At 67.7% G+C, this 25,974-nt stretch carries 25 protein-coding genes; 17 read left to right on the top strand and 8 right to left on the bottom strand.

What is annotated here, in order from left to right:
* Positions 1-92: 92 nt before the first annotated feature.
* Positions 93-716 (bottom strand): hypothetical protein, encoded by a 624-nt coding sequence (locus tag D573_RS0112070; RefSeq protein WP_018938822.1) that lies wholly within the window; start codon positions 714-716, stop codon positions 93-95.
* A 531-nt stretch (positions 717-1,247) separates the two neighbouring features.
* Here D573_RS0112070 and D573_RS0112065 point away from each other — a divergent pair.
* The 6 genes from D573_RS0112065 to D573_RS0112040 all read left to right on the top strand — a co-directional run bounded on the left by D573_RS0112065 (position 1,248) and on the right by D573_RS0112040 (position 4,382).
* Positions 1,248-1,703 carry a hypothetical protein gene (locus tag D573_RS0112065; protein WP_018938821.1) on the top strand — a complete coding sequence of 152 codons (456 nt, stop codon included), beginning with the start codon at positions 1,248-1,250 and terminating at the stop codon, positions 1,701-1,703.
* Between the two features lie 45 nt (positions 1,704-1,748).
* Positions 1,749-2,921: a hypothetical protein gene (locus tag D573_RS0112060; RefSeq protein ID WP_018938820.1), complete on the top strand. Its 1,173-nt coding sequence runs from the start codon at positions 1,749-1,751 to the stop codon at positions 2,919-2,921.
* Between the two features lie 6 nt (positions 2,922-2,927).
* Entirely contained in the window at positions 2,928-3,245 is a 318-nt protein-coding gene (locus D573_RS15005) for a hypothetical protein (protein WP_018938819.1), read from the top strand.
* Positions 3,239-3,742, top strand: coding sequence for a hypothetical protein (locus D573_RS0112050; RefSeq protein WP_018938818.1), 504 nt, complete (start codon positions 3,239-3,241; stop codon positions 3,740-3,742). The genes D573_RS15005 and D573_RS0112050 overlap by 7 nt, the downstream gene beginning before the upstream one ends.
* Before the next feature lie 63 nt (positions 3,743-3,805).
* On the top strand, positions 3,806-4,060 hold the full coding sequence (locus tag D573_RS0112045) for a YlcI/YnfO family protein (RefSeq protein WP_018938817.1): 255 nt from the start codon (positions 3,806-3,808) through the stop codon (positions 4,058-4,060).
* Between the two features lie 22 nt (positions 4,061-4,082).
* The gene (locus D573_RS0112040; RefSeq protein WP_018938816.1) at positions 4,083-4,382 is read left to right on the top strand and encodes a type II toxin-antitoxin system RelE/ParE family toxin; all 300 of its coding nucleotides are present in this window, start codon (positions 4,083-4,085) and stop codon (positions 4,380-4,382) included.
* 110 nt (positions 4,383-4,492) lie between these two features.
* Here the strand turns inward: D573_RS0112040 and D573_RS0112035 are convergent, their stop codons facing one another.
* Both D573_RS0112035 and D573_RS0112030 read right to left on the bottom strand, forming a co-directional pair.
* Entirely contained in the window at positions 4,493-5,239 is a 747-nt protein-coding gene (locus D573_RS0112035) for an RES family NAD+ phosphorylase (protein WP_018938815.1), read from the bottom strand.
* Positions 5,240-5,251: 12 nt separating this feature from the next.
* A complete protein-coding gene (locus D573_RS0112030; protein WP_018938814.1) occupies positions 5,252-5,611 on the bottom strand; it encodes an MbcA/ParS/Xre antitoxin family protein in 360 nt (119 codons plus the stop codon).
* A gap of 220 nt (positions 5,612-5,831) precedes the next feature.
* Here D573_RS0112030 and D573_RS0112025 point away from each other — a divergent pair, with 220 nt between their 5' ends.
* Positions 5,832-6,158, top strand: coding sequence for a DUF3634 family protein (locus tag D573_RS0112025; RefSeq protein WP_018938813.1), 327 nt, complete (start codon positions 5,832-5,834; stop codon positions 6,156-6,158).
* Between the two features lie 46 nt (positions 6,159-6,204).
* Here D573_RS0112025 and putA read toward each other — a convergent pair whose 3' ends face one another.
* The 3 genes from putA to D573_RS0112010 all read right to left on the bottom strand — a co-directional run bounded on the left by putA (position 6,205) and on the right by D573_RS0112010 (position 11,274).
* Entirely contained in the window at positions 6,205-9,882 is a 3,678-nt protein-coding gene (gene putA, locus D573_RS0112020) for a bifunctional proline dehydrogenase/L-glutamate gamma-semialdehyde dehydrogenase PutA (RefSeq protein ID WP_018938812.1), read from the bottom strand.
* A 92-nt stretch (positions 9,883-9,974) separates the two neighbouring features.
* Positions 9,975-10,628 (bottom strand): cupin domain-containing protein, encoded by a 654-nt coding sequence (locus D573_RS0112015; RefSeq protein WP_018176558.1) that lies wholly within the window; start codon positions 10,626-10,628, stop codon positions 9,975-9,977.
* 73 nt (positions 10,629-10,701) lie between these two features.
* Positions 10,702-11,274, bottom strand: coding sequence for a Spy/CpxP family protein refolding chaperone (locus D573_RS0112010; protein WP_018938811.1), 573 nt, complete (start codon positions 11,272-11,274; stop codon positions 10,702-10,704).
* Between the two features lie 124 nt (positions 11,275-11,398).
* Here D573_RS0112010 and D573_RS0112005 point away from each other — a divergent pair, with 124 nt between their 5' ends.
* The 9 genes from D573_RS0112005 (at position 11,399) to D573_RS0111965 (ending at position 22,181) form a co-directional block, all read left to right on the top strand.
* Positions 11,399-12,760 (top strand): GntP family permease, encoded by a 1,362-nt coding sequence (locus tag D573_RS0112005; protein WP_018938810.1) that lies wholly within the window; start codon positions 11,399-11,401, stop codon positions 12,758-12,760.
* Complete coding sequence (locus tag D573_RS0112000) at positions 12,753-13,907, top strand: glycerate kinase (protein WP_081618763.1); 1,155 nt, start codon at positions 12,753-12,755, stop codon at positions 13,905-13,907. The genes D573_RS0112005 and D573_RS0112000 overlap by 8 nt, the downstream gene beginning before the upstream one ends.
* 92 nt (positions 13,908-13,999) lie before the next feature.
* Positions 14,000-15,106, top strand: coding sequence for an alkene reductase (locus tag D573_RS0111995; RefSeq protein ID WP_018938808.1), 1,107 nt, complete (start codon positions 14,000-14,002; stop codon positions 15,104-15,106).
* 95 nt (positions 15,107-15,201) lie between these two features.
* Positions 15,202-15,570, top strand: coding sequence for a hypothetical protein (locus tag D573_RS0111990; protein ID WP_018146396.1), 369 nt, complete (start codon positions 15,202-15,204; stop codon positions 15,568-15,570).
* Between the two features lie 77 nt (positions 15,571-15,647).
* Entirely contained in the window at positions 15,648-16,907 is a 1,260-nt protein-coding gene (locus tag D573_RS0111985) for a TolC family protein (protein ID WP_038039873.1), read from the top strand.
* Positions 16,904-18,526 carry an efflux RND transporter periplasmic adaptor subunit gene (locus D573_RS0111980; protein WP_018938806.1) on the top strand — a complete coding sequence of 541 codons (1,623 nt, stop codon included), beginning with the start codon at positions 16,904-16,906 and terminating at the stop codon, positions 18,524-18,526. The genes D573_RS0111985 and D573_RS0111980 overlap by 4 nt, the downstream gene beginning before the upstream one ends.
* Positions 18,527-18,538: 12 nt before the next feature.
* Entirely contained in the window at positions 18,539-21,622 is a 3,084-nt protein-coding gene (locus tag D573_RS0111975; RefSeq protein WP_018938805.1) for an efflux RND transporter permease subunit, read from the top strand.
* A gap of 81 nt (positions 21,623-21,703) precedes the next feature.
* Positions 21,704-21,937 (top strand): hypothetical protein, encoded by a 234-nt coding sequence (locus D573_RS0111970; protein WP_018938804.1) that lies wholly within the window; start codon positions 21,704-21,706, stop codon positions 21,935-21,937.
* Positions 21,924-22,181 carry a type II toxin-antitoxin system RelE/ParE family toxin gene (locus tag D573_RS0111965; protein WP_018938803.1) on the top strand — a complete coding sequence of 86 codons (258 nt, stop codon included), beginning with the start codon at positions 21,924-21,926 and terminating at the stop codon, positions 22,179-22,181. The genes D573_RS0111970 and D573_RS0111965 overlap by 14 nt, the downstream gene beginning before the upstream one ends.
* 10 nt (positions 22,182-22,191) lie before the next feature.
* On the opposite strand, the gene parE is transcribed toward D573_RS0111965, so the two are convergent.
* Entirely contained in the window at positions 22,192-24,078 is a 1,887-nt protein-coding gene (gene parE, locus D573_RS0111960; protein WP_018938802.1) for a DNA topoisomerase IV subunit B, read from the bottom strand.
* A 335-nt stretch (positions 24,079-24,413) separates the two neighbouring features.
* On the opposite strand from parE, the gene trxA reads away from it, so the two are divergent.
* The gene (trxA, locus tag D573_RS0111955) at positions 24,414-25,289 is read left to right on the top strand and encodes a thioredoxin (RefSeq protein WP_018168052.1); all 876 of its coding nucleotides are present in this window, start codon (positions 24,414-24,416) and stop codon (positions 25,287-25,289) included.
* A 237-nt stretch (positions 25,290-25,526) separates the two neighbouring features.
* Here the strand turns inward: trxA and D573_RS0111950 are convergent, their stop codons facing one another.
* A complete protein-coding gene (locus D573_RS0111950) occupies positions 25,527-25,928 on the bottom strand; it encodes an OsmC family protein (protein ID WP_018938801.1) in 402 nt (133 codons plus the stop codon).
* Between the last annotated feature and the right edge of the window lie 46 nt (positions 25,929-25,974).

Genomic DNA, 25,974 nt, shown 5'->3' with positions numbered 1-25,974 from the left:
CGCCTTGTCTCGGAAAACCTGGGGTACCAACGCGAGTGCGTACATTGATCAGTGTTTCCTTAAGGAAACGGGCCTCGTTGAGGGGCGTGACGTCAGCAGCCGCCTCCGCCGCCGCCACCTCCGGCACCACCGCCACCGCCCGAGGTAGTCACGCTCTCTTCAAGCCACATGGCCATGTGACAGGCAATGGCGATGGCGCCAAGCGGTCGCGGATGATTGACCTCCACGAACCAGCCGCCATCCAGCCTCGACTCGGCCTTGGGCTGGAATGTGGCAACCACCTCCTGGGCATCCCGGAGGGTGTAGGTGAAAAGGACGCGCCAGTCCGTCTTCTGACCGCTTATGTGGTAATCCCTTTCGCGGTAACGGAACCGCCCGCTCAGGTTCTCGTCGTCGGCGCTGGTTTCCTCGATCTGCGTCACCGTGCCCGCGCCGGCCCGCCAGACCCCCTGGCGCTGGGGCATCCCGAAAAAACGGATATTCCGCTGGATTTGCTCCAGAAACCCCGCGTCGGACGGGTCGGCCAGGCGCAGGCGCGTGGTTGCGAAATGCAGCTCCGGCTTGCCGAACCACGCCGCAAACCCACCGCTGGGCCGCCGTAGCCAGGCCACAGGCGTGCCAACCTGCTTCAATTCCGCGATATTGCGTCCGCCCCGGCCGAAAAACGGCAGCCGCCGGAGCGGCGAGACCTTCACGAATTCCAGTTGCCCCTCCACCGGGGTGCCTTCTCCCCCGGGCGGCGAACCACCACTCCTCGCCCCCGCTTCCGGACTCGGCTCGGAGACGGGGGAAAGATCGTTCGGTTGCCATTGGGCCGCCGGCCCGAAACCACGCCTGGCCATGGTGGACTCATTCCTGGATCGCGGGGTGCATGCAAGTTTGCGGGGAGTGTAGACCAGGCCCGGCGGCCGTGTCGGGTACGCAGAATGAGGCCGGCTCGAGCAAAGTCGGTACGCCGAAAGGTCGATTCTTGTTCCGCCGCGAATGGCCCCATAACTCATGCCCCCGAACCTGGTCTGTCTTGTCGTTCTTCACCCTCTCAGCCGGCCGGCGATCGGGGCGTCTCCAACCGATTGCCGAGGCCTCTGCGACGCCTCGCAATGACGTGGTGCTCCGTAGAAGGACGAGGGATGACAGGTCGGGAAACAGCAGCTAGATTGTGGGCGCGACCGATCAATGGGCTCGCGATGTTTCCAGGGAGGGAAACGATGAAGAAAGGATTCTCTAGTTCTGTCCGCGCGGGGCATGTGCGCCCTGCCGCCCCATGCCCCGTCACCCGCCCGCCACCTCGCCGGCTTCTCGCCGCCACGGCCGGGCTATTCCTGCTGATATTCGGCCTCGCCAGCCCGGCAAGCGCCGACGAGCGGCCCGAGATCCTGAACATCCTGAGTCAGTTCGTCGCATCCAGTACGGCCGCGGCCCGCTGTGACGAAATCGATGACGACCAGATGGTCGCGTTTCTGGCCAACCAGCAAATGATCTACCTGCAATCCGTCATGGCGCTGGAGGACCAGCACCCCGAAGCGACGGGAGAACAGATCGCGGCCACCCTGCTGCGTGGCCAGGAAGACATCCAGTCCCAGGTGGGGCAGCGCATCGACGAACACGGCTGTGACGATCCGAATGCCCAGGCTCTGATCGAACTGTTTGCGATGCAGGCCGAGTGGCGGCCGGGCCGCTCACCCCAGAGTGACACCGAGTAGGACCCGACGGGTTCGCTGTCACACGCTGCCACAGGGGATGTGCATATGTGGATGTTGGCCGGGTTGGTCACGATGATCGGAATGGCGGTCATTGGCTATCGCGCCCGAATGGAAGACCGTTGGAAACTGGAAGCCCTTACGCTCATCAACCCGTACACGGGCAAACGGATGGGGGATCCACCCGAGGGTGCGCTTTACAGTGAGCAAGAAACCGGAAGTCGACGCGCCCCCTTGCAACGCATCGGCTTTGACCGGGCGCCGGATATCGAAATGCGCGTCAAGGCCCGGCGCTGGTGGGACTACCCCTTTACGGCGATCGGTCTCTCCGTGGCCTGCCGCACAGGGAACCGCTCATTCGACCGGGCCTTTTACCAGGTCACGGAGCAGCGAAGCATCTGCCGCGCACTCAAGGGCTGCGCCACGACCCAGGCGCGGATGCTGCGCCTCCTCGATGAATGCGAAAGGCAGAACGTACGGTTTCGTCAGATCCGCGTTCGACGCCAACGGATCTGGGTGGAGGTTAAATCGTCGAGGTGGCGCAAGGAGCCGCGACCGATCCTGCTCGCCCGGGCACTCGTCCCCCTGTTGCGCGACATCTCCGAGGCGCTGGAGGCGGAGATTCCTGCCGCAGTGCGCGGTCGCAGGGAGCCATTTGCATGGAAAGCGGCGCTTTTCACGGGTGCCAGCACGGCCCTGCTGTTCGGCGGACTCGTTCTGTTGACACCGATCATGCTCTCGCCCCTGCCGGCGCCCGCCAGCATGGCTGGCCTCCTGTCGCTTGCGCTCCCCGTCGCCGCGATCGTAATCGGCTCGCTGATGGCGCTGACCATCGTGCTGCTCGGACGGACTTCACGAACGCATCTTGTCCTGCTCGAACTGGTCCTGGTGGGGTACCTCGGTGCCCTGATGACCAGCTACGGCCTGCTGCGAGAAGTGAATATGGCGCTTGATCATGCGGCACCAAACCAGTACGTGGTGGGTTTACAGGAAAAGACCGTCCGGCGCGGGCGGGGTGGCACGCGCCGGTACCTGCGCGTGGCTGGCTGGGACGGTCCTCAGTCGCGGATGGGGGTGCAGGTCGGTGGTGCGCTCTACCGCTCGGTACGCGAGGGGGACCAGCTGCTGCTGGAGGAATATCCAGGCCGGCTCGGCGTTCCCTGGATCCAGATGCATACCGCGCTTCCGAATACCCGAAACGCGCCCTACGACGGGGAATAATGGTCCATGTACAGCCTAGCTCTTCTCACATGGTGGCTGTCTTTTCTTTTTATTTACGCGACTCTCTTCGCGCTGATAATCCTTGGCTCGCGTAGCCGCGCTCGCCTGGGTACACGGGCGTTCTACGCGGGCCTGGCATTACTGGCCCCGTTTTCGGTGCTTTTCCTGGGAATCTGGCATGTGCCCGACGGGGCACCTCGATGGCTCAAGATGACGCTCGTGTTCTACATCCCGGTCCTGATGCCGTACCTGGTCCGCACCCTATTTGTGTTCCGCGGGTCCATGCGTAACGGACTGCGTGCATTCAAGGGGAGGGGATGGTGAAAATCGTGAGAATGGTGCTCAAGGCCACCACGCTCGTGGCGCTGGCCGTCTCCAGCGTGATTTTTGTCTGGTTCCTGGCCCGGGTTTTCTGGCTGGCCAGCGGCTATCTCGCGCCGGATGAAGGACTCAACCAATTCTTCGACGAAGCGTCGCAGCGCTTTGCGCGGGAACAGGGCCTGAGCGAAGAGGAATTCACGAGGACCCGGTTCCTCTTTGAAGCGAGAAGCCTGTTCGCCGCGCTCGCAGGATTGTGGGGCTGGATCGCCCTCTATGCGGGCGCGTTCATGATGAACCGGCCTTTCGGCAAGGTGCCACTGGCTATCAAGATGGGGCTGGTCGCGGGCATTCCGGCGTCTCTTGCCATGCCGTCCACGGGCATAACGCTCGCAAAGTACCCGATCATCACCGCCATGCTGCTATTCACCATCTGGTGGCTGAACACCTCAAACGCCCCGGCCGGGAAGAGCCTATCTGAACCGTCAAAGGGTTCGGAATAAGTGCGGCTGGGTTCTGTATCGCATATACGATACAGACCCGGGAGGTTGAGCCGGAGACGGGCCATGAAGAATGCGACGTTACCCGCCCTGCGGGTCAGTGATGCGTTTCGCCACCAGGTCGAGCAGGCCCTGGGCGAGGAAGAAACGCTATCGGCGTTTATCGAGGATGCCGTGCGTCACGAGATTCACCGCCGCCAGGCGCACGCCCAATTTCTGGAGCGCGGGCTGGAATCGGCGCGTAACGCCCGGGAGACGGGTGTGTACTATCCGGCGCAATCGGTCCTGGATGAGCTCGACCAGGTGTTGAGCACGAAATAGCCCGTCAACCGGAGGCTCAAGGATGAGTTCCTCGGTCCGCTTTACGGCGCAGGCGCGCGACGACCTGATGCGGCTTGTCGCATTCCTGGCAGAACAGGATCCGACAGCCGCAAACCGCGCCCGCACGGCCATTGGGCAGGCCGTATCGCTACTGGAAACTTTCCCGCTGAGCTGCCGTACGCTGGACCCCGCCCATCCGCGCATCCGAGAGCTCCTGATCCCTTTTGGCCGTTTGGGCTACGTGGCCCTGTTCGAAATTGACGATGCCGAAAGGGTCACCCTCCTCGCGTTTCGCCGTCAGCGCGAAGACGACTACTTCTGACATTTTCCTGCCAGGCATACGCCATCGAGAGCATTGAGGCCCTGTGGGCGGGTCCGACCGATTGCCACGGCCTCTGCGAGGCCTCGCAATGGCCGGTGTGGGTACGGCTGTCAGGCGGGTAGCGGCAGCCGGCCCTGGTAGTGGAACTGGGTCAGGGGAAAGTCGTGCAGGGCGCCGTCGCGGGGCTTGAGGAAACGGACGTGGTCGGCGGTAAGCTGGCACAGCCAGGGATCCTGGCGTGTGGGTTTGTTGCGGGTAAACGGGCGCGCATTGAAGAGCCCGAGGTTCAGGCCGGCCTTGTGATCGCGTGCGGACGGGTATTCGAACAGGTCGATGCCGGCCTCGCGCAGCGCGGCGCCCAGGGCCTGGGTGGCCTGATAGTCGGCGGGATGACGCAACAGGTCCGCGTGTTCAGCGAACGGGGGCTGATGGAGCTGCAAGCCATTGGGGCTCTGGTAGCGTGCGGCGAACAGGGTGTGCTGGGTATCGAGCTTGCGCGGTGGCGGGGTCGCCATGCCATGCCAGAACACAAACCGGTAGTAGGCCGCCTCGGCGAGGACCGTGCGCTCGCGCAGGGCGCCGTAAAACAGGCTGGGCTCGTGGCGACGACCGAAGCGCGAGCCGTGACGTAGCGGCGGGTAGCGAAACGGCGTCGCCAGCAGGTAGTGCAGCCGTTCCGTACCGGGACGCCGGGGCGGCTTGGTGGCCTCCAGCATCTCTTCCAGAACGGCCTGGCGGTCGAGCGAGCTGACAATCTGGTTGGTGGCAACCTGCTCCTGGCTCTCCACCAGGCGCAGGACCTCCCCCCTCAGCGTGACACGCGGCGCCGCTTCGACCAGGGCATCCCAGTCCGGCATGTCAGGTTGCCCTCATAGCTTGCCGCGGATCGCGTCGAGGTACTCCAGCACCCCCACCAAACCCTGAACCGTGCGGATCTGCTCGGCGGGCACGCCTCCGGTGTGGTGGTTGTGCGTCTGCATCCAGTGTTTCATCGCACCGACATCCCCGCCGGTGAGGACATAGAGCGCGCGATAGCAGCGAATCAGCAACAGCGCCAGCTCACCCGGCTTGCTGGCCGGGTCGATGTTGCCCCGACTGATATCCGTGCGGCCGCGCCCGACTACCTCGCCCAGCTCCGCCTGGGTCAGGCCCAGCGCCTTGCCGGCATTGACTAGCGCTTCGCGCAGGACCTCGGAACGTTCCGGGGCCAGAAGCTCTGCAGTGCTCATGGCTCACCTCCAGACAAACCGAATTAAGCACATACTAGCACTCTATGTGCATACTGCACATTCCAACCCTGCGCGACCTTTGGCCATCCGGTACCGCACGCGCCCATCAGTCCGGCGGCGCGAGACGCAACCGCGTGTTCGAGTGCTACGATCGGCGCGACGGATTCATTACGCCCTGCCCCAGACTCATGCAGGTCGGGGCACCACCGGAGAGGACTCCATGCTGATCACGCTGCTGTTGATGATTGTGTTGCTGCTGGTGGCGGGCGCCTTGCTGATCTGGCAGGCAAGCATCATCTTCAGCCTGGAGATCGCGGACGGAACGCTACGGGTGCGGCGCGGCGACCCGCCCATGCACTTCGAACATGCGGCCCGCGATATTGTCCGGCGCTACGGCGTCGAGAACGGGCGCCTGACTGCGGTTCGCACCGGCAAGGGGCTGCGCCTGCGCAGCTCGTCCTCCATCCCGAAGGAGGCGCACGGTGAACTGCAGGGCGCGCTCCAGCGCGTGAAGGTGGGCCAGAAACGCCGCAAGAAACGCCGGTAACGCGCCCAGGCCAGACCGGCGCCACCACCGCACAACGGGGCCGGCATCAGTCAGCGGCCGCGAGCAGACTGGCGTTGCCGCCGGCGGCGGTGGTGTCGATGCACAGGTGGCGCTCCACCACATAGCGCTCCGGCGCGATCAGGGCGGTCTCCAGTGCAATGATGGGCCCGTCGCGCAGTGCCAGCGCCTTGCGCAACTGGCGGGTCCACTCGCTGCTACCGACCGCGGCGACCGCTACCAAACCGTTGAGTACAGCCAGCGTTTCCGGCTCGACGACGCCGTCGATCCCCTGCAGCGGAACGTCGGCCTTTTGCAGCGCCCGCGCGGCGCGTTCGGCACCCGGGACTACCATGACCACCGGACACCCCGCCCCCAGCGCCTGCACCGCCTGCGCCAGTGCAACCTCCGCACTCGGCCCCAGGCACAGCACCGGACCGCGGGGATAGAGACGCAGGCGATTACTCTCGCCGGTCGGCCCCGGCAGCGTCTGCGGACTCGTGTCGAACGCCGCGGTCTCCGCCAGGGCCTGGCGCAGCAGCCCCGCGCGCTCCGGCAGCGCCTTGCGCAGCACCTCCATCCGGTCGGTGCGCGCGGCCCAGTCACCGGCATCCAGCGCGTCCAGGGCCCGCTGCAGGACCGTGCGCGCGACGCCTTCGCCCCCCGGCTCCGGCGCGGCGGGTACCTCCGCAGGTGTGCCGGGCCGGCGCCCGAAACGGGTCAGGTACAGCGGCCCGCCCGCCTTCGGGCCGGTGCCGGAAAGCCCCTCGCCGCCGAACGGCTGGGAGCCGACGATGGCGCCGATCTGGTTGCGGTTCACGTACTGGTTGCCTACGCGCAGACGCTCGACCACCTGCTGCACGCGATCGTCGATGCGGGTATGCAGACCGAAGGTCAGGCCGTAGCCGCGGGCATTGATGGCATCCACCACGGCGTCCAGGTCCCGCGCGCCAAAGCACGCGACGTGCAGCACGGGGCCGAATACCTCGCGCTCCAGGGCCTCGATCCCCGGGAGCCGGACGATAGAAGGGCCGACAAAGCGTCCGGTCTCCGGCACCGGCAGCGCCTTCACCAGCCGCCCCTGCTCCTCCTGCGCCTTCAGGTAGTCGCGGATATCCGCCTGTGCCTCGGCGTCAATCACCGGCGAGACATCGGTCGCCAGTTGCCAGGGATCGCCGATGGTCAGCGCGTCCATTGCGCCCTGCAGCATCTCCAGCAACCGGTCATGGGCCTCGTCCTGCACGTAGAGCATGCGCAGCGCGGAGCAGCGCTGCCCGGCGGACTGGAAGGCGGAGGCAAGGATGTCGCGCACCGCCTGTTCGGTCAGCGCGGAGCTGTCGACGATCATCGCGTTCAACCCGCCGGTCTCGGCGATCAGGACGGCGTCCGGCCCGGCGTTGTCCGCCAGGCTGCGATGGATCCGCTGCGCCACCTCGGTGGAGCCGGTAATGCAGACCCCACTGATGCGCGGATCGGCGGTGAGCGGCCCGCCCACGGACGGGCCGTCACCCGGCAGCAACTGCAGGGCGGTCTCCGGTAGGCCGGCCTCGCGCATCAGCTCCACCGCGCGGGTGGCGATCAGCGGGGTCTGCTCGGCCGGCTTGGCCAGCACGGTATTGCCCATCGCCAGGGCCGCGGCGACCTGCCCGGTGAAGATCGCCAGCGGGAAGTTCCACGGGCTGATGCAGACGAACACCCCGCGTGGCTCCAGCTCCGCCTCCTGTTCCAGCCGTTCGGCCTCGCCGGCGTAGTAGCGCAGGAAGTCGACTGCTTCGCGCACCTCGGCGATGCCGTCCCATACGGTCTTGCCGGCCTCGCGGTTGGCCAGTGCGATCAACTCGGGGGCGTGCGCCTCGTAACGATCCGCGATGGCGCGCAGCAGGTCCGCCCGTGCCGCGACCGGATGCGCCGACCAGTCGACAAACCCCATCAATGTGGCGCGCAGGGCCTGCTCGACTTCCTCCACCGTGGCCTCGCGCACCTCCCCCACCACATCGTCGGGATCAGCGGGAGAAACCGCGTCACGCGGTTCGCCCTGTGGCGCATGCCCCGCGGCCAGCATCGGCGCCGCCTGCCAGCGCGTCCGCGCGAAGGACTCGCGCGCCTCGAGCAGCGGCAGGATGGAGGCGGGTTCGTTAACGCAGTAGCCACGCGAGTTCTGCCGCTGCGGCTGGTAGAGATCAGCCGGGTCGCGGATGGCCGGGTTGGCGATGGTGTCGCCGAGGGCATCCAGCTCGGCGAGCGGGTCGCGGGCGATCTCCGCCGGCGCGATGGCGCTGTCCACCACCTGGTTGACGAAAGAGCTGTTGGCGCCGTTTTCCAGCAGGCGACGCACGAGATAAGCCAGCAGGTCACGATGCGCGCCCACCGGGGCGTAGATGCGGCAGCGGGTGCCGGCCGTTGCCTTGACGATGGCGTGCACCGACTCGCCCATGCCGTGCAGGCGCTGGAACTCGAAGCCGTCGCGATCGTCTCCGGCCATGGCCAGCACCGCCGCACAGGTATGCGCGTTGTGGGTGGCGAACTGTGGGTAGATGCGGTCGCGCCGGTCCAGCAGCATCTGCGCGCAGGCGATGTAGCTGACATCGGTATTCACCTTGCGCGTGAACACCGGGAAGTGTTCCACACCCCGTTCCTGCGCCAGCTTGATCTCGGTATCCCAGTAGGCGCCCTTGACCAGGCGCACCATGATCCGCCGCTCCAGGTGCTCCGCCAGCGCGTAAAGCGCCTCGATCACCGGCGCCGCGCGGCGGCCGTAGGCCTGCACGACCACGCCGAAGCCGTCCCAGCCGGCCAGTTCCGGATCCGCCAGCAGGGCCTCGATCACGTCCAGCGACAACTCCAGGCGATCCTGCTCCTCGGCGTCGATGTTGAAACCGATTCCGGCCCGCGCCGCCTGCCGTGCTAGTTCCCGCGCCCGCGGCACGAGTTCCGCCATCACCGTCGCGCGGTGGGTGTACTCGTAACGGGGATGCAGCGCGGAAAGCTTGACCGAGACGCCGGGACTGGAACGCACGTCGCCCTGCGCCTGCTTCGCGATCTCCGCGATAGCCGTGGCATAGGCCTCGTGATAGCGCCGGGCGTCGGCATCGGTACGCGCCGCCTCGCCGAGCATGTCGTAGGAATAGGTGTAGCCCTCGCGCTCCATCTCGCGCGCGTTGCGCATCCCCTGGGCAATCGTCTCGCCGAGCACGAACTGGCGCCCCAGCAGCTTCATCGACTGCGCCACGGCAGTACGCACCAGCGGCTCGCCGACCCGCCGGATCAGCTCGCGCAATGCGGCGGCCGGGCGCTGCGGGTCGTCGCTCAGCACCTTGCCGGTCAGCATCAGGGCCCAGGTGGAGGTATTCACCAGCGACGACGAGGAATGCCCGAGGTGGGCGCCCCAGTCGGAGGGCTCGATCTTGTCCTGGATCAGGTCGTCGATGGTCTCGGCGTCCGGCACCCGCAGCAGGGCCTCCGCCAGACACATCAGACCGACACCCTCCTCGGTGGACAGGCCGTACTCGGCGAGAAAGCTCTCCAGCATCGACGGCGATGTGTCGGCGCGCACCCGCTCGACGATGCGCGCGCCCTCGGCCGCGATACGGGCGCGGGCTTCGGCATCCAGCCGGATGGCGGCCCGCAGGTCGCGCAACACGGCCGCCTCGTCGGCCCCGTATGCCGCCCGGATGCGGGCACGATACGGGTCGAGGACAGTGTCCTGCTGGGATTCGGGCTGCTGCATCGGCCTGCTCCCGTGTAAAGGGGGTCCCTGTACCCGGCCCGGGCGCCTTCGGTCACCTTACCCGGTGAAAGCGCAGGCCCGGGCGCAGGGCATCACAGGTGACCGGTCTTCACGTAGATCAGCGTCTCCTCCTCCACCCAGGGGTCGTGCTGACTCGAATGCGGGCTGCGGATCCACGTGCCGGCGGGATAGCGCCCGTGCTCGTCGATGAATTCGCCGGACAGCACCAGGATCTCCTCCCCGCCCCAGTGCCGGTGGGGCTGGAAATGCTCCCCCGCCGGCCAGTGCACCAGTGCGGTGTGTTCGGCACCGAAGCTGTGCAGATGCAGGACGCGCAAGCCGCCGATGCCCGGCTGGAAGGGCGCCGAGTGGGTATCCACCACCACCTTCTCGCGGTCCTCGGGCGCGAACTGCTCCAGCTTCACGAACAGCGTGCAGCCGGGATCCGAGTGCGGCGTGTGGCGGGAACCCGGCGGATTGCGCAGGTAGGTGCCGGCGGGATAGTCACCGGTTTCGTCGGAGAACACGCCGTCCAGTACCAGGATCTCCTCGCCCAGCGCATGCGTGTGCGGCGGGAAGCGGGCTCCGGGCTGGAACTGCACGATGCTGGTGGCGCGGCCCGCTTCCGCCTGCTCGCGTTCCAGCGGCTTGCGCACCACGCCGTCGGCACGGCTGCCGCTCCAGGGCTGCGCCGCCGTCTCCACGACCACCGGCCGGTTCAGATCCAGGTTCAGGGCTCCCGTCATGCGCGCTCCGATCGTCTCTTCAGTCGAACGCGGTGCCACGCAATTAGTTCCTTGCCGGGAAGGGCACGGGCATTCAGTGGTGGTGGCCCGGATGGCCGTGATGATGGCCATCTCCCGGGCTGTCTTCCGCCTCGCCGTGATAACCGCGGGCCTGCCGATAGCGCACCTTCTGCTCCTCGCTGAGCAACGCATCCATCTTCAGGTGGTAGGACAGGTGCAGGTGGCGCAGGCGGCCGCGCAGCTCGCCGATCGCGACCGTGAGCGTCTCGATGGTATCGCTGGAGATCGCGCCCTCCGCGAAGCGCTCGTCCAGTTCCCTTTCGCGCTCCACGATGCGCCGGCCCAGTTGGCGCGCCTGCTCCCGCATGGTCTCGAACAGCCGCTCGGTCTCGCGACGTTGTTCGCTCGTCAGGCCCAGCTCCGCGGCCACCTCGAGCACATGCAGAGGGCCCGGGTAGCCGTGCAGCTCGGCCGGCAGCGCCATCCCCATGCCGCGCCCTTCCAGGAGATCTTCGGTCTCCTGCGCGGAGAGTGCCTTGATCTCGCGCTCCTGCAACCCGGAATACGGATTGGCCGCGGCCGATGCGGACATCACCAGCGCAAGGCTCGCGCCCATCAACCCCGAAAACGCGATAACACGATGCATGCAGGAATCCCCTGGCAAGAAATGGCGTCTGGATTGTAGCGCCCAGACCAATCACGGGACACCGAACCGCTCACGGACGTCTAGACTCCGGATCGATACTCATAACAAGGCAAAAGGACGCGACATGCTGATTATCGGATTGATTGTGGTCGTCGCCGCGCTGGTGTTCGCCACGGCGAAACTGCGCGTACATCCGTTCCTCGCCCTGCTGATCGCCGCCTTCGCAATGGCACTCATCGGCGGTATCGCGCCGCGCGAGGCGATCAGCGTCATCAACGACGGCTTCGGCAGCACCCTGGGCTACATCGGCATCGTGATCGCCCTGGGCACGATCATCGGGGTCATCCTCGACCGCACCGGCGCGGCCGTGGTGATGGCGGAGGCGATCATCCGCGCGCTGTCCGACCGCTTCCCCACCCTGACGGTCTCGATCATCGGCTACATCGTGTCCATCCCGGTGTTCTGCGACTCCGGCTACGTGATCCTGAACTCGCTGAAGAACGCGCTGGCCAAGACCGCCGGCATCTCGGTGGTGGCCATGAGTGTCGCGCTGGCGACCGGGCTGTTCGCCACGCACAACTTCGTGCCGCCCACCCCCGGCCCGATTGCGGCCGCCAGCAACATCGGCATCGCCGATGCCCTGGGCCTGGTGATCCTGGTGGGGCTGTTCGTCTCCGCGGTGGCGGCCGCGGTGGGCTGGCTGTGGGCCAGCCGCTACGCGCATGCCAATGACGAAGAGCTGCTGGAACCGGACCCGATCAGCGAGGCCACCGGGCAGGAGGTCGAGAGGGAAGAGATCAAGCTGGAACACCGCCCGACCACGCTGGGCGCGTTCATGCCGATCCTGGCACCGATCGTGCTGATCTCCATCGGCTCCGTTGCCTTGCTGGCCACCCGCGACACCGAGGCCGGGATATTCGCCAGCGCACTGATCTTCCTCGGCACCCCGGTCGTGGCGCTGGCCATCGGCGTGATCTTCGCGCTGCTGCTGATCAAGGGCGCCGGCATCAAGGACCGCTTCCACCAGATGACGGTCGACGCGATCCTGCTGGCGGCCCCGATCATCCTGATCACTGGGGCCGGCGGCGCCTTCGGCAACGTGCTGCGCGAGACCCCGATCGGCGATCAGCTGGGCGACCTGCTGAGCGGTCTGGGCCTGGGCCTGCTGGTGCCGTTCCTGATCGCGGCGGCGCTGAAGTCCGCCCAGGGCTCGTCCACCGTGGCACTGGTCACCGCCTCCAGCATGATCGCGCCGATGCTGGCCTCGCTGGGGCTGGATTCGACCATGGGCATGGTCCTGGCCGTGATGGCCGTGGGTGCCGGTGCGATGACCGTTTCGCACGCCAACGACAGCTTCTTCTGGGTGGTCACCCAGTTCAGCCGCATGAAGGTGTCCACCGCGTACAAGGTGTTCACCACCGCCACGCTGCTGCAGGGCATCAGCGCGATGATCACCATCTACATCCTGGGCCTGATCTTTGTCTGAACGACTCCGGGTCGTCGTTTGCCCGGACAGCTACAAGGGCAGCCTGGAGGCCGAGGACGTGGCCGCCGCCATGGCCCGCGGGGTGCACGCCGCCCGACCGGATGCCCGGGTACGCTCCCTGCCCATGGCAGATGGCGGCGAGGGCACGGCGCGGCTGGTCAGCCACACCCTCGGCTGGGCCTGGCACCTGTCGGATGTGACCGGCCCCACCGGCACCCACCTGAGCGCTGGCTGGGGCTGCGATCACCGCGAGCAGCGGGCCGTGATCGATGTCGCCTCTGCCTGCGGGCTGGACCGAATCCCCGACGACCGGCACGACCCTTGGCAACTCCACAGCTTCGGCGTCGGCGAACTGATGCGGGCGGCCCTGGACGCCGGCGCCGAACACCTGATGATCGGCCTCGGCGGCAGCGGCACGGTGGACGGCGGCGCGGGCATGCTGGCCGCCCTGGGCGTGCGCTTCCTGGATGCCGAGGGACACGCGCTTGCGCCCCACCCGGCGGGCCTGGCCGATCTCGCGCGGGTCGACTTCGACGCGCTGGACCCGCGCCTGGGCCACATCGACATCACCGTGCTCAACGACGTCGACAACCCCCTGACCGGGCCGGATGGCGCGGCGGCGATATTCGGCCCGCAAAAGGGCCTGAAGGCGGCCGACATCCCAGCGATGGATGGGCACATGGAGCACCTGGCCCGTTGCATTGATGCCGCCGGGCACCTCCATCGTCCCACCGACACCCCGGGCGCCGGCGCCGCCGGCGGACTGGGCTTCGCACTGGACTGCGTCCTCGGCGGTAGCGCGCGCATGGGCGCGGGCTACCTGGCCGAAATGATCGGGCTGGACGCCGCAATCCGCGAGGCCGATCTGGTCATCACCGGCGAGGGCCAGCTGGACGGCCAGACCTCGCACGGCAAGGTGGTAGCAGAAGTCGTGCGCCGCGCCCGGGAACTGCGGGTCCCCGTGGTGGCGATCGCCGGCGCCATCGCCTGCGACGAGGCCGAGATCGCCGACTTCGGCCTGAGCGACGCCCGCGCCCTGTGCGACGGCAGCATCACCCTGGACCAGGCCCTGGCCCGCCCCGCACACTACATCGCCGAGCGCACCCGTGCCCTGATCGAGGCGGCCGAACCGGGTGTCCGACCGTGAATCAGCGGAATGCTCCCGTCTGAAAGGAACGTGTTCGGTTGATCCCGGTCCGACTCGCAGCACGGATCGATACGAACCCAAAGGAAGACCCCATGACCAAGCACGATGACGCGCTTTTTTGCTCCTACAGCCTGGGCCCGCTGGAGCTGCCGAACCGGGTGCTGATGTCCCCGCTTACGCGCTCGCGCGCCGGGCAGCCAGGCGACGTGCCCACTGATCTGAACGCCGAGTACTACGCGCAGCGTGCCGGTGCCGGCCTGATCATCAGCGAGGCGACGCAGGTCTCGCCGCAGGGCAAGGGGTATGCGTTCACCCCGGGCATCCACTCGCCGGAGCAGGTGGACGGCTGGCGCAAGGTCACCGAGGCCGTGCATGGCGCCGGGGGACGCATCCAGGCGCAGCTGTGGCACGTCGGCCGCATCTCGCGCCCGGAGCTGCAGCCCGACGGTCAGAAGCCGGTCGCCCCCTCCGCCATCCAGCCGGAGGGCGCCTATACCTTCATCAGTGCCGAATCCGGCATGGTTGAAGTACTGGAGCCGCGCGCACTGGAGCTCGACGAGCTGCCGGGCATCGTGGAGCAGTATCGCCAGGGCGCGCAGAATGCCAAGGCGGCGGGCTTCGACGGCGTGCAGATCCACGCCGCCAACGGCTACCTGCTGGACCAGTTCATCCGCAGTGGCAGCAACCACCGCACCGACACCTACGGGGGCTCGGTGGAGAACCGCATCCGTCTGCCGCTGGAGGTGGTGCGCGCGGTGATCGAGATATGGGGGCCGGAGCGCGTAGGCATCCGCGTGAGCCCGACCGGCAGTTTCAACGGCATGCATGATGATGATCCGCTGGAAACCTACAGCGCCTTCGCCGAGGCCCTGGACGCCACCGGCATCGCCTACATCGAGGTGGTGGAGGACTCCTTCCAGGGCAATCACGAAACCGGCCGCCCGGAATCCATCATCGACGCCATCCGCGCGCGCTTCAGCCGAACCTACATCGGCAACGGCGCCTACAGCGCCGACGAGGCCCGCGAGCGCATCGCTGGCGGCCGCTGTGACCTGGTCACCTTCGGCCGCCCGTTCATCGCCAACCCGGACCTGCCCGAGCGCTTCCGCCAGGGCGCCCCGCTCAACGAGTGGGACGAAGCCACCTTCTACGGCGGCGACGAACACGGCTACACGGACTACCCGGCGCTATCCGACTGAAACCGGCCCCCGGGAGCCCCCGGGGCGCCATTTACGCAACCCATGCACGCGTGGCGTCTTGCCCTTGTCCTGGACCCGGCGTAGATTGCGGCGCGATGCGCACTGCCAACCGTCATACGTGGCTGCACGCCCTGCTGGTCCTGAGCCTGATGCTGTCCATGCCCCTGCTGCAGGGGGCGGGGCTGCACCTGCACGTGGGCGACGCGCACGACGCATCGCCGCATGCGGCGCACGATTCCGGGCACGCCCACCATCACGACGAGTCGGCCGAGGTCGACCTGACTCCGCAGGCCACTGGCAAGCCGGTAACCGTTATCGATCTGCCCGGCGCGGCGCTGCCAACAACGGCCGGCGACCGGTCCGTGGCGACCCCGCGCGCACCTCCTCGCATCGCGGACCTTACCCACCCCCTTCGCGCATCCCCTCCCTGGCTCGCACCACCCCTGCGCGGGCCGCCCGCCTGACCCATTGATTCGAACGTAGCGCGCTGACGCCTCCCCGGGGGCGCAGCCTGGATTGTCATCAATGGGGAGTGCTTCCCATGCCGTATTCGGTTTTTGCCTGGTCGGTCGCTGGACTGATCGGACTGCTTTGCATACCCGCTGCGCTCGCGGACACGGGACGCTGGACCCTGGACCGGGCGGTTACTCACGGGTTATCCGTGGCCCCCGAGGCCGAGGCCTTCGAACACCGCATTGACGCCCAGCGCGGCGCCCGGGATCAGGCGGGGCGCTGGCCCAACCCGACGCTGGAGGCCGAGGCCTCGAACCGCATGGGGCTGGAGGACCAGCGCGGCGGCTACTCGCTGAGCGGGATCGCCATCACCCAGCCGCTCCCGCTATGGGGGCAGATCGGACATCGACGTGATGCTGCCGCCGCCCGACTCACCGCGACCAAGGGGCAGGCCCACGCCGAGCGCCTGGAGCTGGAAGGCCACATCGGCGCAGCATTTCATGCCTGGCAGCAGGCGGAGACGGGGCTTGACCTGGCGCGGGAGCGTCTGGAAGAGGCCCAGCGCCTGGAGCGCATTGCCCGACTGCGACAGGAACGCGGCGACCTGTCCGAACGCGAGCGGCTGCGCATCGACCTGTTCCGCTCCGAGGCCGTGCGCCAGCTGGAGGCCGCCGAGGGCGAGCGGACCGAGGCCCGCGCCACCCTGGCCGCCTGGCTCGACCGGCGCCCCACCGAGCTGGGCACCTCCCCCGCCTTCGACGACCCACCCCCGGCACCCGCCAGGATCGAACCACAGACGGTGGTGGACCAGCACCCCGCCCTGCGGGCCGCGTCCGAGCAGCAACAGGCCGCGCAATTGGAGATTGCCCGCGCACGTGCCGCAGGGCGCCCGGATATCGGCATCCGGCTGTTTCAGGAGCGCGACGTGATCGACGGCCGCCGGGAGACCTCCACCGGCGTGGCGCTGCAGCTCGAGCTGCCGCTATGGGACCGCAACCAGGGACGCGTCCGCGAATCCGTGGCGAACCATTACACGCGCCAGACCGAGGTCCAGGCCCTGCGCCGCGACCTGACCCGCCAGGTCGAGGTCGGCCGCGTGCACCTGGCGCACCTGCTGGACGAACTCGATCGCCACCGCAACCAGACGCTGGCGCCCGCCCGGCGGGTACGCGACCTGACCTACCGCGGCTACGAGAGCGGCGAAGCCTCTTTACTGGAAGTGCTCGAGGCCTACAACACCCATTTCAACGCGATCGAGCAGGAACAGGATCTGCTCGCCCAGAGTTGGGCGGAGTGGCGCGAACTGCGCATCGCAGCGGGGCTCGGCCTCGTGGAGGACACCCAATGACACACCCGATCACCCACCGGATCGCACGTCTCGTCACCCTCCTGGTCCTGGGCCTGGCGACCGGCCCCCTCCTGGCCGAGGACCTCGAGATCACCCACTGGGATGCGGGACTGGAATGGTTCCTAGAGGCCGGGCCCCTGGAGCCCGGGGCCTCGGAGACCTTCTTGGTCCACGCCACCTGGCTGGACGACTTCCGTCCAGTCACCACCGGGGAACTGGCCCTGCAGATGCATAACCGCTACGGGGAGGTATTCAGCGAAGCCACTGCCCACCTCGACCGCGAGGGCATCTTCGCCGTCACCCTGCAACTGCCGGAAGCCGGGCGCTATTACCTGACCGGCGTGCACGAAGATGCCAACGACATCCGCGAAAGCACCCTCGGTCAGGTGGAGATCCCGGGCAGACACCGCCATGGCCACGAGGACGACCATGCGCACCCCGCCGACGGGGACCACGGGCACGACCATGATGCCGACGACCGGGGCCATCCCCACGACGGGAATGACCACGGGCACGCGCACGATGACGACCACGCACACGATGACGACCACGCACACGACGCGGACGACACGATTACCTTCCTCAAGGAGACGCAGTGGCGCATGCGGTTTGCCACTGCCTCGGCCCGTTACGAGCCGTTTGCCGAACGCATCGAGGTCCCCGGGACGATCCGCGAGGTACCCGGCCAACGCACCCGACTGGTCGCACCAGCCGATGGGGTGATTACGGCGGACGGGGACTGGCCGGCACCCGGCCGCGAGGTGCACGCCGGCGACAGTCTGATGCGCCTGGCGGTGTTGCCGGACAGCGGCACCTCCAGCGGTCTGGCGCTGGAACTCGCCCGGGCGCAGGAACGCCTGACCGCGGCCGAGGCCGACCTGGAACGTCTGACGGGTCTTGCCGAGGAGGGCGTGATCGCCGACAGCCGGGTGGTGGAAGCCCGCCGCGAACGCAACACCGCCCGGGCCGAGCTGGACGACGCCCGTGACCGCCAGGAACGACTCGACGGCAGCGCCGTTTCCGGGACGCTTGCCCTGCGCGCCCCGGCTGGCGGACGAGTGGAATCCCTGGATGTCGGCCCCGGGGAGGTCGTACAGGCCGGCCAGCGCCTGGCCAGCCTGCTGGACGGCGAGCATCTGTGGCTGGTGGCGCACCTCTATCCGGCGGATCTTGCGCGGGTCACGTCGCTGGCCGACCCGGCCGTGCGCCAACCGGGAAGTCGCGAGTGGCGAGCCGTCGGGGGTGAACCGGTGTGGGAAGGTGGGGCCTTCGATGGCCCGGGGCAAACGCTTCCAGTCGCCTTCGCCCTGGAAGCCGCGGACACCCGATACCGTCCCGGCATGCCGGTCACGATCTCGCTCGCGGCCGGGCCGCCCCGCCATCGCGTCACGCTCCCGGTCGGGGCGTTGATCGACGACGACGGCGTGCCGATCGTGATCGTGCAAACCGGGGGCGAATCGTTCGAACGACGCCCGGTCCATACCGGGGCCCGCTCCGCCGGACGAGTGGAGATCCTCTCCGGCATCGAGGCGGATGAGCGCGTGGTGACCCAGGGCGCCTATGCGGTCCTGCTGGCGGGCCGGGATTCCGATGACATTGGCCACGGCCACGCGCACTAAGGGGACTGCGACATGCTGGATCGACTGATTCGATGGTCCCTCACCAACCGTCTGCTGGTGATGGCCGGGGCCCTGGGCATCCTGCTGCTGGGGGCCTGGCAGGCAAGCCAGGCCCCGATCGACGTGTTCCCCGACCTGACCGCACCCACCGTGACGGTGATGACCGAGGCCCCCGGCCTGGCCGCCGAGGAGGTGGAACAGCAGGTCACCTACCTGATCGAGTCCGCGGTAAGCGGCGCATCCGGTGTGCGCCGAGTACGCTCGCAGTCCGTGGCCGGGTTCTCGCTGGTGTGGGTGGAGTTCGAGTGGGGCGAGGAGATCTACCAGGCCCGGCAGGTGGTCAACGAGCGCCTGGGCCGCGTGCAGTCGCAACTGCCCGCAGGGGTCGCCGCCCCGCAGCTGGGGCCGATCAGTTCGGTCATGGGCGAAATCGCCTATGTGGGCGTACGCGACGAGGCGCGCGAGGACGGCATGCGCGCCCGCGAGGTCGCGGACTGGGTAGTGGCGCGCCAGCTGGAGGCCATCCCCGGCGTGGCCCAGGTGACCACGCTGGGCGGCCAGGTCCGCCAGTACCAGGTGCAGGTCGCCCCCGAGCGCCTCGCGGCGTTCAACCTGAATCTCGTGGAGGTCCGCGACGCTGTGGAGCAGGCCAGCCGCAATGCGGGCGGCGACCGGTTGAGCGACGGCGGGCAGGACTACCTGATCCGCTTTCTCGGGCGCGCCGAACGCCTGGACCAGATCGAGCAGGCCGTGGTCGCCGTGCGCGACGACATGCCGATCCTGGTGCGGCATGTCGCGGAGGTCGCGATGGGTCCGGGCATCCCGGTCGGCGATGGCGGGGTGAATGGGCACCCCGGCGTGGTCGTGGCCGTCTCCAAACAGCCGGATGCCGACACCCTCGATTTGACCCGGTCGATCAACGCGACGCTCGCGCGGCTGGAAGCGGGGCTGCCCGAAGGCATCACCCTCGAACCCAATCTGTTCCGTCAGGCCGATTTCATCCAGACGGCCGTGGCGAACGTCGCCGAGGCCCTGCGCGACGGCGCGATCTTCGTGGTGCTGATCCTGCTGGTGTTTCTGCTGAGCGTACGGATCACGCTGATCTCGGTCCTCGCCATTCCATTGTCGCTGACCATCGCCCTGCTGGCCCTGCAGGCACTGGGCATCACCATCAACACCATGACCCTGGGGGGCATGACCATCGCCATCGGCGCCCTGGTCGACGACGCCATCATCTTCGTGGAGAACATCTATCGCCGCCTGCGCGAGAATGGCAGCGACGACCACGATCGCGCCAGCCTGGACGAAACCGTGCGCCAGGCCTGCTCGGAGATGCGCTATCCGGTGGTCTTCTCCACCGTCATCATCATGCTGGTGTTCGCCCCGCTGTTCTTCCTGAGCGGGGTGGAGGGTCGCCTGTTGCAGCCGCTGGGGGTGGCCTACCTGATCGCGATCGCCGCATCGCTGATGGTGGCCCTGACCGTGACGCCGGTGCTCGCCCGCTGGTTGCTGCCCGCGATCGCGCGCCGCAATGCCGGGCGCGAACCGCCGGTGGCCGCCCTGCTGCAACGCGGCTACCGCCCGCTGCTGCGCGCCACGCTCCGGTTCCGGCGCAGCATCCTCGCGCTCTCCACCATCCTCGCCGTGGCCACGCTGGCGGCCACGCTGCTGCTGGGGCGATCGTTCCTGCCCGACTTCAACGAGGGCAGCCTGACCATCGAGATGGCCACGCCGCCCGGAACCAGCCTGGAAACCTCGGCGGAGATGGCCGGCCAGGTCGAGCGCTGGCTGCTGGAGCAGGATGCGATCCTGTCCGCCGCCCGCCGCACCGGACGTGCCGAGGGGGCCGAGCATACCCAACCACCCCACCTCAGCGAACTGGATGTCCGGCTGGGCCCGCTGCCGCAGGGGAAGGAGGCGTTCCTCGAGGATCTGCGCGCGGGACTGGCCGCCTTCCCCGGCCAGTTCAACATCGGCCAGCCGATCTCGCACCGCATCGACCATATGCTCACCGGAGTGCGCGCAAACCTGTCGGTGAAGGTGTTCGGCCCCGGGCTGGGCGAACTGCAACGTCTGGCGAAGCAGGTCGAGGCGACCCTGGACGGGATCGACGGCATCGTCGACCTGGCGGTCGAGCCCGTCGCGGCGGTTCCCCAGGTCCGGCTGCATGCCGACCGCACCGCCCTCGCCCGCTACGGCCTGACCGTGGCGGACGCCGCCGAGACCGTCGAGACCGCCTGGCGTGGCGCGCGCGTCGCGCAGATCTTCGAGGGCGAACGACGCTTCGACCTGGTCGTGCGCCTGCCGGCGGAACAGCGGGTGATCGACGGCCTGGCGGACATCCCGATCCGCACGCCGACCGGACACCACATCCGTCTGGGCGAAGTCGCCGAACCCCGGATCGAACGCGGCCCCAACCAGATCAACCGGGAGAATGCCGAACGCCGCCTGGTGGTCAGTGCGAACGTGGCGGGCCGCGACCTGCATGGCGCGGCCCGCGAGGTCCGCACCGCCATCGACGAGCGGGTGGAGCTGCCCGAGGGGTATCGCGTGGAGCTGGGTGGCCAGTTCGAGGCCGAGGCACAGGCTACCCGGACCATCGTGATCGTATCCGCCGGCGTCCTGGTCGCCATGCTGCTGGTGCTGCAGCTGGCCCTGCGCTCGCTGACCCTGGTCCTGCTGGTGATGGTCAACATCCCGCTGGCCCTGATCGGCGGGGTGATCGCGGTGTTCGCCATGGGCGGCGTGATGACCATCGCGGCCCTGGTCGGCTTCATCACCCTGTTCGGCATCGCCGTGCGCAACGGGCTTCTGCTGATCAGCCGCTATCAGAGCCTGGCGGCCGAAGGCGTGCCGCTGGACGCGGCCGTGGAACGCGGGGCGCTGGAGCGGCTGACCCCGATCCTGATGACCGCGCTGACCGCCGCACTGGCGCTGATCCCGCTGGCCCTGGGCCTGGGCGAGACCGGCACCGAGATCCAGGCCCCGATGGCCATCGTAATCCTCGGCGGCCTGCTCAGCTCCACCGCCCTCAACATGCTGGTGCTGCCTGCCCTGTACCACTGGCTGCGCTCGCGCCCGTCGGCGCGGGCCTGACGCCGTTTCGGACCAATCGCTGTGACGTCATGACGTCACAGCATTATGATGGCCATGGTAGCAAGCATCACGGAGGCCCCGATGAACGAGCCAAACAAACGTTCCACCGTGTATTTCGAACCGGACTTGCACCGGGCACTGCGCCTGAAGGCGGCCTCCACGCAATGCTCGGTCTCCGATCTGGTCAATCGAGCCGTGCGCCAGACCCTGATCGAGGATCAGGAGGATTTGCAGGCGTTCGAAGATCGCGTCGAAGAGCCAACCATGACCTACGAGGCACTCCTCGACGACCTGAAGGCGCATGGCAAGCTTTGAGGTTGTCGTCCGTCAATCCGTCGCCAAGGATCTGCGACGGATTCCCGACAAGGACGTACGCCGCATCCTGGAACGCATCGCGTCACTGGCGGATGACCCCCGCCCACCGGGCAGCGAGAAGCTGTCCGCCCAGGAGCGATACCGTGTGCGGCAGGGCGTGTACCGCATCCTCTACGAGATCAAGGACGACCAGCTGATCATCACAGTGGTGAAAATAGGCCACGGCCGTGAAGTCTATCGCTGAAGTGCGGATATCAGACGGCGACGTCGGCCAGGTGGCCCTTGCCTTCCAGCCAGGCGCGGCGCTCGCCGGCGCGTTTCTTGCCGAGCAGCATGTCCATCAGCTGCATGGTGTCGTCGGCGGCGTCGAGGGTGAGCTGCACCAGACGCCGGGTGTCCGGGTTCATGGTGGTCTCGCGCAGCTGTAGCGGGTTCATCTCGCCCAGCCCCTTGAAACGGGTCACGGAGATCTTGCCCTTCAGTTTTTCTGCCTCGATGCGCTCCAGCACGCCGGCTTTCTCGTCGTCGTCCAGGGCGTAGAAGGTCTGCTTGCCGACGTCCACACGATAAAGCGGCGGCATGGCGATATACACGTGCCCCCGCTCCACCAGCGGCCGGAAATGCTTCAAAAACAGCGCGCACAGGAGCGTGGCGATATGCGCGCCGTCGGAGTCGGCATCGGCCAGGATGCAGACCTTGCCGTAGCGCAGCCCGTCCAGGCTGGCCTGGCCCGGGTCCACGCCCAGGGCCACGGAGATGTCGTGGATCTCCTGCGAGCCGAGCACCTGGTCCGGGTCCACCTCCCAGGAGTTCAGGATCTTGCCGCGCAGCGGCATGATCGCCTGGAAATCGCGATCGCGCGCCTGCTTGGCGGAGCCGCCAGCCGAGTCGCCCTCGACCAGGAACAGCTCGGTGCGCTCGAGGTCCTGGCTGGCGCAGTCGGCCAGCTTGCCCGGCAGGGTCGGGCCCTGGGTAATCTTCTTGCGCACCACCTTGCGGCCGGCGCGCTGGCGCTTCTGTGCGTTCTGGATCGAGAGTTCCGCGATGCGCTCGCCCTGCTGCGGGTGCTGGTTCAGCCACAGGCTGAAGGCGTCCTTGACCACGCCGGAAACAAACGGCGCGGCCTGACGCGAGGACAGCCGCTCCTTGGTCTGCCCTGCGAACTGCGGGTCCTGCATCTTGAACGACAGCACGCTGGCCACCCGCTCCCAGACATCCTCCGGGGCCAGCTTGATGCCGCGCGGGAGGAGACTGCGAAACTCGCAGAACTCGCGGACCGCTTCGGTCAGACCGGTGCGCAGGCCGTTCACATGGGTACCGCCCTGGGTGGTCGGGATCAGGTTTACGTAGCTCTCGCTGACCACCTCGCCGCCCTCCGGCAGCCAAGTCACGGCCCAGTCGGCGGCCTCGGTCGCCCCGGCGATCGAACCCATGAACGGCTCCTCCGGCAGGCGCTCCAGACCATCCAGGGCCTCCACCAGATAGTCACGCAGCCCGGCGGCGTAGCACCATTCGCAGGCCTCGCCAGTCGTCTCGTCACGGAAGGTTACGGTCAGGCCCGGGCACAGCACGGCCTTGGCGCGCAGGATGTGCTTGAGCCTGGGCACCGAGAACCGCGGCGAATCGAAGTACTGTGGGTCCGGCCAGAAATGCAGCGTGGTCCCGGTATTGCGCTTGCCGACGTCGCCGACCGCCTCCAGGTCCTGCGTCTTGTAACCGCCGGAGAAGGCCATGCGGTACTCGCGCCCGTCACGCTTGATCTGGATCTCCAGCAACTTCGACAGCGCGTTCACCACCGACACGCCGACCCCGTGCAGGCCGCCGGAGAACTGGTAGTTCTTGTCCGAGAATTTCCCGCCCGAGTGCAGGGTGGACAGGATCACCTCGACCCCCGGGCGCTTTTCGCGCGGATGCAGGTCTACCGGCATGCCTCGGCCGTCGTCGCTGACCGAGACCGAGTCGTCCTTGTGCAGGATCACATCGATGCGCTTGGCGTGGCCGCTGATCGCCTCGTCCACCGAGTTGTCGATCACCTCCTGCGCCAGGTGGTTCGGGCGGGTCGTGTCGGTGTACATGCCCGGGCGCTTGCGCACCGGGTCCAGCCCCTCGAGGACCTCGATATCGGATGCGGAATAGCTCACGCAGGAACCCCTTTATTGATATTGATCGCGCCCTGTACCGGGCACGGCATCGGTCATCATGCACCGTCATCGCGAGGCGCCAAAGGCGACGAAGCAACCTCCCAACGCACCCCCGACATCCGCTCCGGGCAGCGCCGGGGCCATCCGCAGAGATCGCCAGGGCGCTGCGCGCCTCGCGATGACGAGGGTGGTTGGCGTTCGTTGCCGGAGCGCCCCCGCGCACCGGACTGTGCGCAGCGTACCAAAGCCCGCGGGGGAAAGGCTGCTTGCAATCCCGGGGGCGATCCCAACAATGCATTGCAGATTTCGTGTTCAAGTGTTCCAGGAGGGTTCCCATGGCAGAAGCCGCAAGCGCAACCGGCGACGATATCCTCGACGTCACGCAGGAAAACTTCCAGCAGGCGGTGCTGGACGAGTCCCACCAGCGCCCGGTGGTCGTGGATTTCTGGGCCGCCTGGTGCGGACCGTGCCAGCAGTTGATGCCGCTACTTCAGCAGCTCGCCACGCAGTACGCCGGCAAGTTCCGCCTGGCCAAGGTCAACAGCGACGAGCAGCAGGCCCTGGCACAGCAATACGGTGTGCGCAGCCTGCCGACCGTCATGATCTTTCGCCACGGCAAGCCGGCGGATCAGTTCATGGGCGTGCAGCCGGAGCCGAACATCCGCGCGATGATCGACCAGTACCTGGAGAAGCCCTCCGACAAGCTGATCGAACAGGCGCGCGAGCAGGCCAAGACCGGCGACGTGGACGGCGCCCTGGCGACCCTCAAGGCCGCGCTGGAGGAGGACCCCGACAACGGCGACCTGCGCATCGAGCTGGCGCGCGCCCTGGCCCAGTCCGGCGATCCCGAAGCGGCCGAGACCGAACTCGCCAAACTGCCGCTGGATCAAAGCGAGAAGGAAGAGGCCAAGACCCTGCGCGCCCGCTTGGTGTTTGCCAAGACGGCGGCCGGCGTCGACCCGCAGGCGCTGGCGAAAGAACTGCAGACAGGCGACCCGCGCCCCGAGGCGCTGGAGCAGATGGCCGCCTACGCGATGCTCTCCGGACGCGCCGAGGAGGCGCTGGGGCTATACCTGCAACTCATGAAGCAGCACCGCGCCTATAACGATGGGGCCGGCCAGCAGGGCCTGCTGGCCGCGTTCAAGGTGCTGGGGGATGACCACCCGCTGGTCGGGCAGTATCGACGGCAGATGGCGTCGCTGCTCTACTGAACAGGGCCCGGTTGCCGGCGCAGCATCCCTCCAACCGGCTACGGCCTCGACCACGCCCCATCGGCCAGAGGCTGGCCTCCTACACGTCGGCACCCCCGGAGCCGAGCCCCTTCGGTGATCGGGCCGTGGCCAAGCCCATCGGCCCGACCTTCCTCCCTGCGGAGGTAACCGCAGGCGCGGGCGGGGCCTTCGCGAGCAAGCTCGCTCCCACAGGGGACTTCCCACCGGTTGCGCGACCTATTGCCTGGCGACGACCTCGCCGGTGAGTTGGGTGCCGGCGGCAAGGGTGGAGTAGATGGTGCCCTTCTGCACGTTGCGGTGCAGCAGCTCGACCATCTCCTCGTCGGCATCGGTGCCGACTTCGACGCGATACTCGATCTTCGCGATGGCCGGTGGGTCGTCCTGGCGCCAGCCGCGCAACTGGATGGAGATGCTGTCCACCTCCATGTGCAGCATCGGCAGGGCGCGCTGGATGCCGCGCACCATGCAGGCACCGAGTGACGCCAGCAAAAGCTCCGGCGGACTCAGGGCATCGTCGCGCCCGTCCATGTCGGTGTCCAGGGTGACTTCGGCCTGCTTGGCGTGTGCCAGGCTGCCGTGCGCGTCCACCCGTTCGACGTTCAGCTGATACTCAAGCATGTCATCTCCATCCCGCAGCCGGATCGCAATGCGCGACCCGGCGCCT

Source organism: Thioalkalivibrio sp. AKL9 (assembly GCF_000377825.1).
In the GTDB taxonomy this organism is placed as follows: domain Bacteria; phylum Pseudomonadota; class Gammaproteobacteria; order Ectothiorhodospirales; family Ectothiorhodospiraceae; genus Thioalkalivibrio; species Thioalkalivibrio versutus.
Note: the sequence above shows the minus strand (reverse complement) of the source record. Positions and strands in the feature narration are given on the sequence as shown.

Excerpts from the sequence above, each read along its gene's own strand:
- D573_RS0112060 (WP_018938820.1), top strand. The coding sequence starts at position 1,749 with ATGTGGATGTTGGCCGGGTTGGTCACGATGATCGGAATGGCGGTCATT.
- D573_RS15005 (WP_018938819.1), top strand. The coding sequence starts at position 2,928 with ATGTACAGCCTAGCTCTTCTCACATGGTGGCTGTCTTTTCTTTTTATT.
- D573_RS0112050 (WP_018938818.1), top strand. The coding sequence starts at position 3,239 with ATGGTGAAAATCGTGAGAATGGTGCTCAAGGCCACCACGCTCGTGGCG.
- D573_RS0112045 (WP_018938817.1), top strand. The coding sequence starts at position 3,806 with ATGAAGAATGCGACGTTACCCGCCCTGCGGGTCAGTGATGCGTTTCGC.
- D573_RS0112040 (WP_018938816.1), top strand. The coding sequence starts at position 4,083 with ATGAGTTCCTCGGTCCGCTTTACGGCGCAGGCGCGCGACGACCTGATG.
- D573_RS0112035 (WP_018938815.1), bottom strand. The coding sequence starts at position 5,239 with ATGCCGGACTGGGATGCCCTGGTCGAAGCGGCGCCGCGTGTCACGCTG.
- D573_RS0112030 (WP_018938814.1), bottom strand. The coding sequence starts at position 5,611 with ATGAGCACTGCAGAGCTTCTGGCCCCGGAACGTTCCGAGGTCCTGCGC.
- D573_RS0112025 (WP_018938813.1), top strand. The coding sequence starts at position 5,832 with ATGCTGATCACGCTGCTGTTGATGATTGTGTTGCTGCTGGTGGCGGGC.
- putA (WP_018938812.1), bottom strand. The coding sequence starts at position 9,882 with ATGCAGCAGCCCGAATCCCAGCAGGACACTGTCCTCGACCCGTATCGT.
- D573_RS0112015 (WP_018176558.1), bottom strand. The coding sequence starts at position 10,628 with ATGACGGGAGCCCTGAACCTGGATCTGAACCGGCCGGTGGTCGTGGAG.
- D573_RS0112010 (WP_018938811.1), bottom strand. The coding sequence starts at position 11,274 with ATGCATCGTGTTATCGCGTTTTCGGGGTTGATGGGCGCGAGCCTTGCG.
- D573_RS0112005 (WP_018938810.1), top strand. The coding sequence starts at position 11,399 with ATGCTGATTATCGGATTGATTGTGGTCGTCGCCGCGCTGGTGTTCGCC.
- D573_RS0111995 (WP_018938808.1), top strand. The coding sequence starts at position 14,000 with ATGACCAAGCACGATGACGCGCTTTTTTGCTCCTACAGCCTGGGCCCG.
- D573_RS0111990 (WP_018146396.1), top strand. The coding sequence starts at position 15,202 with ATGCGCACTGCCAACCGTCATACGTGGCTGCACGCCCTGCTGGTCCTG.
- D573_RS0111985 (WP_038039873.1), top strand. The coding sequence starts at position 15,648 with ATGCCGTATTCGGTTTTTGCCTGGTCGGTCGCTGGACTGATCGGACTG.
- D573_RS0111980 (WP_018938806.1), top strand. The coding sequence starts at position 16,904 with ATGACACACCCGATCACCCACCGGATCGCACGTCTCGTCACCCTCCTG.
- D573_RS0111975 (WP_018938805.1), top strand. The coding sequence starts at position 18,539 with ATGCTGGATCGACTGATTCGATGGTCCCTCACCAACCGTCTGCTGGTG.
- D573_RS0111970 (WP_018938804.1), top strand. The coding sequence starts at position 21,704 with ATGAACGAGCCAAACAAACGTTCCACCGTGTATTTCGAACCGGACTTG.
- D573_RS0111965 (WP_018938803.1), top strand. The coding sequence starts at position 21,924 with ATGGCAAGCTTTGAGGTTGTCGTCCGTCAATCCGTCGCCAAGGATCTG.
- trxA (WP_018168052.1), top strand. The coding sequence starts at position 24,414 with ATGGCAGAAGCCGCAAGCGCAACCGGCGACGATATCCTCGACGTCACG.
- D573_RS0111950 (WP_018938801.1), bottom strand. The coding sequence starts at position 25,928 with ATGCTTGAGTATCAGCTGAACGTCGAACGGGTGGACGCGCACGGCAGC.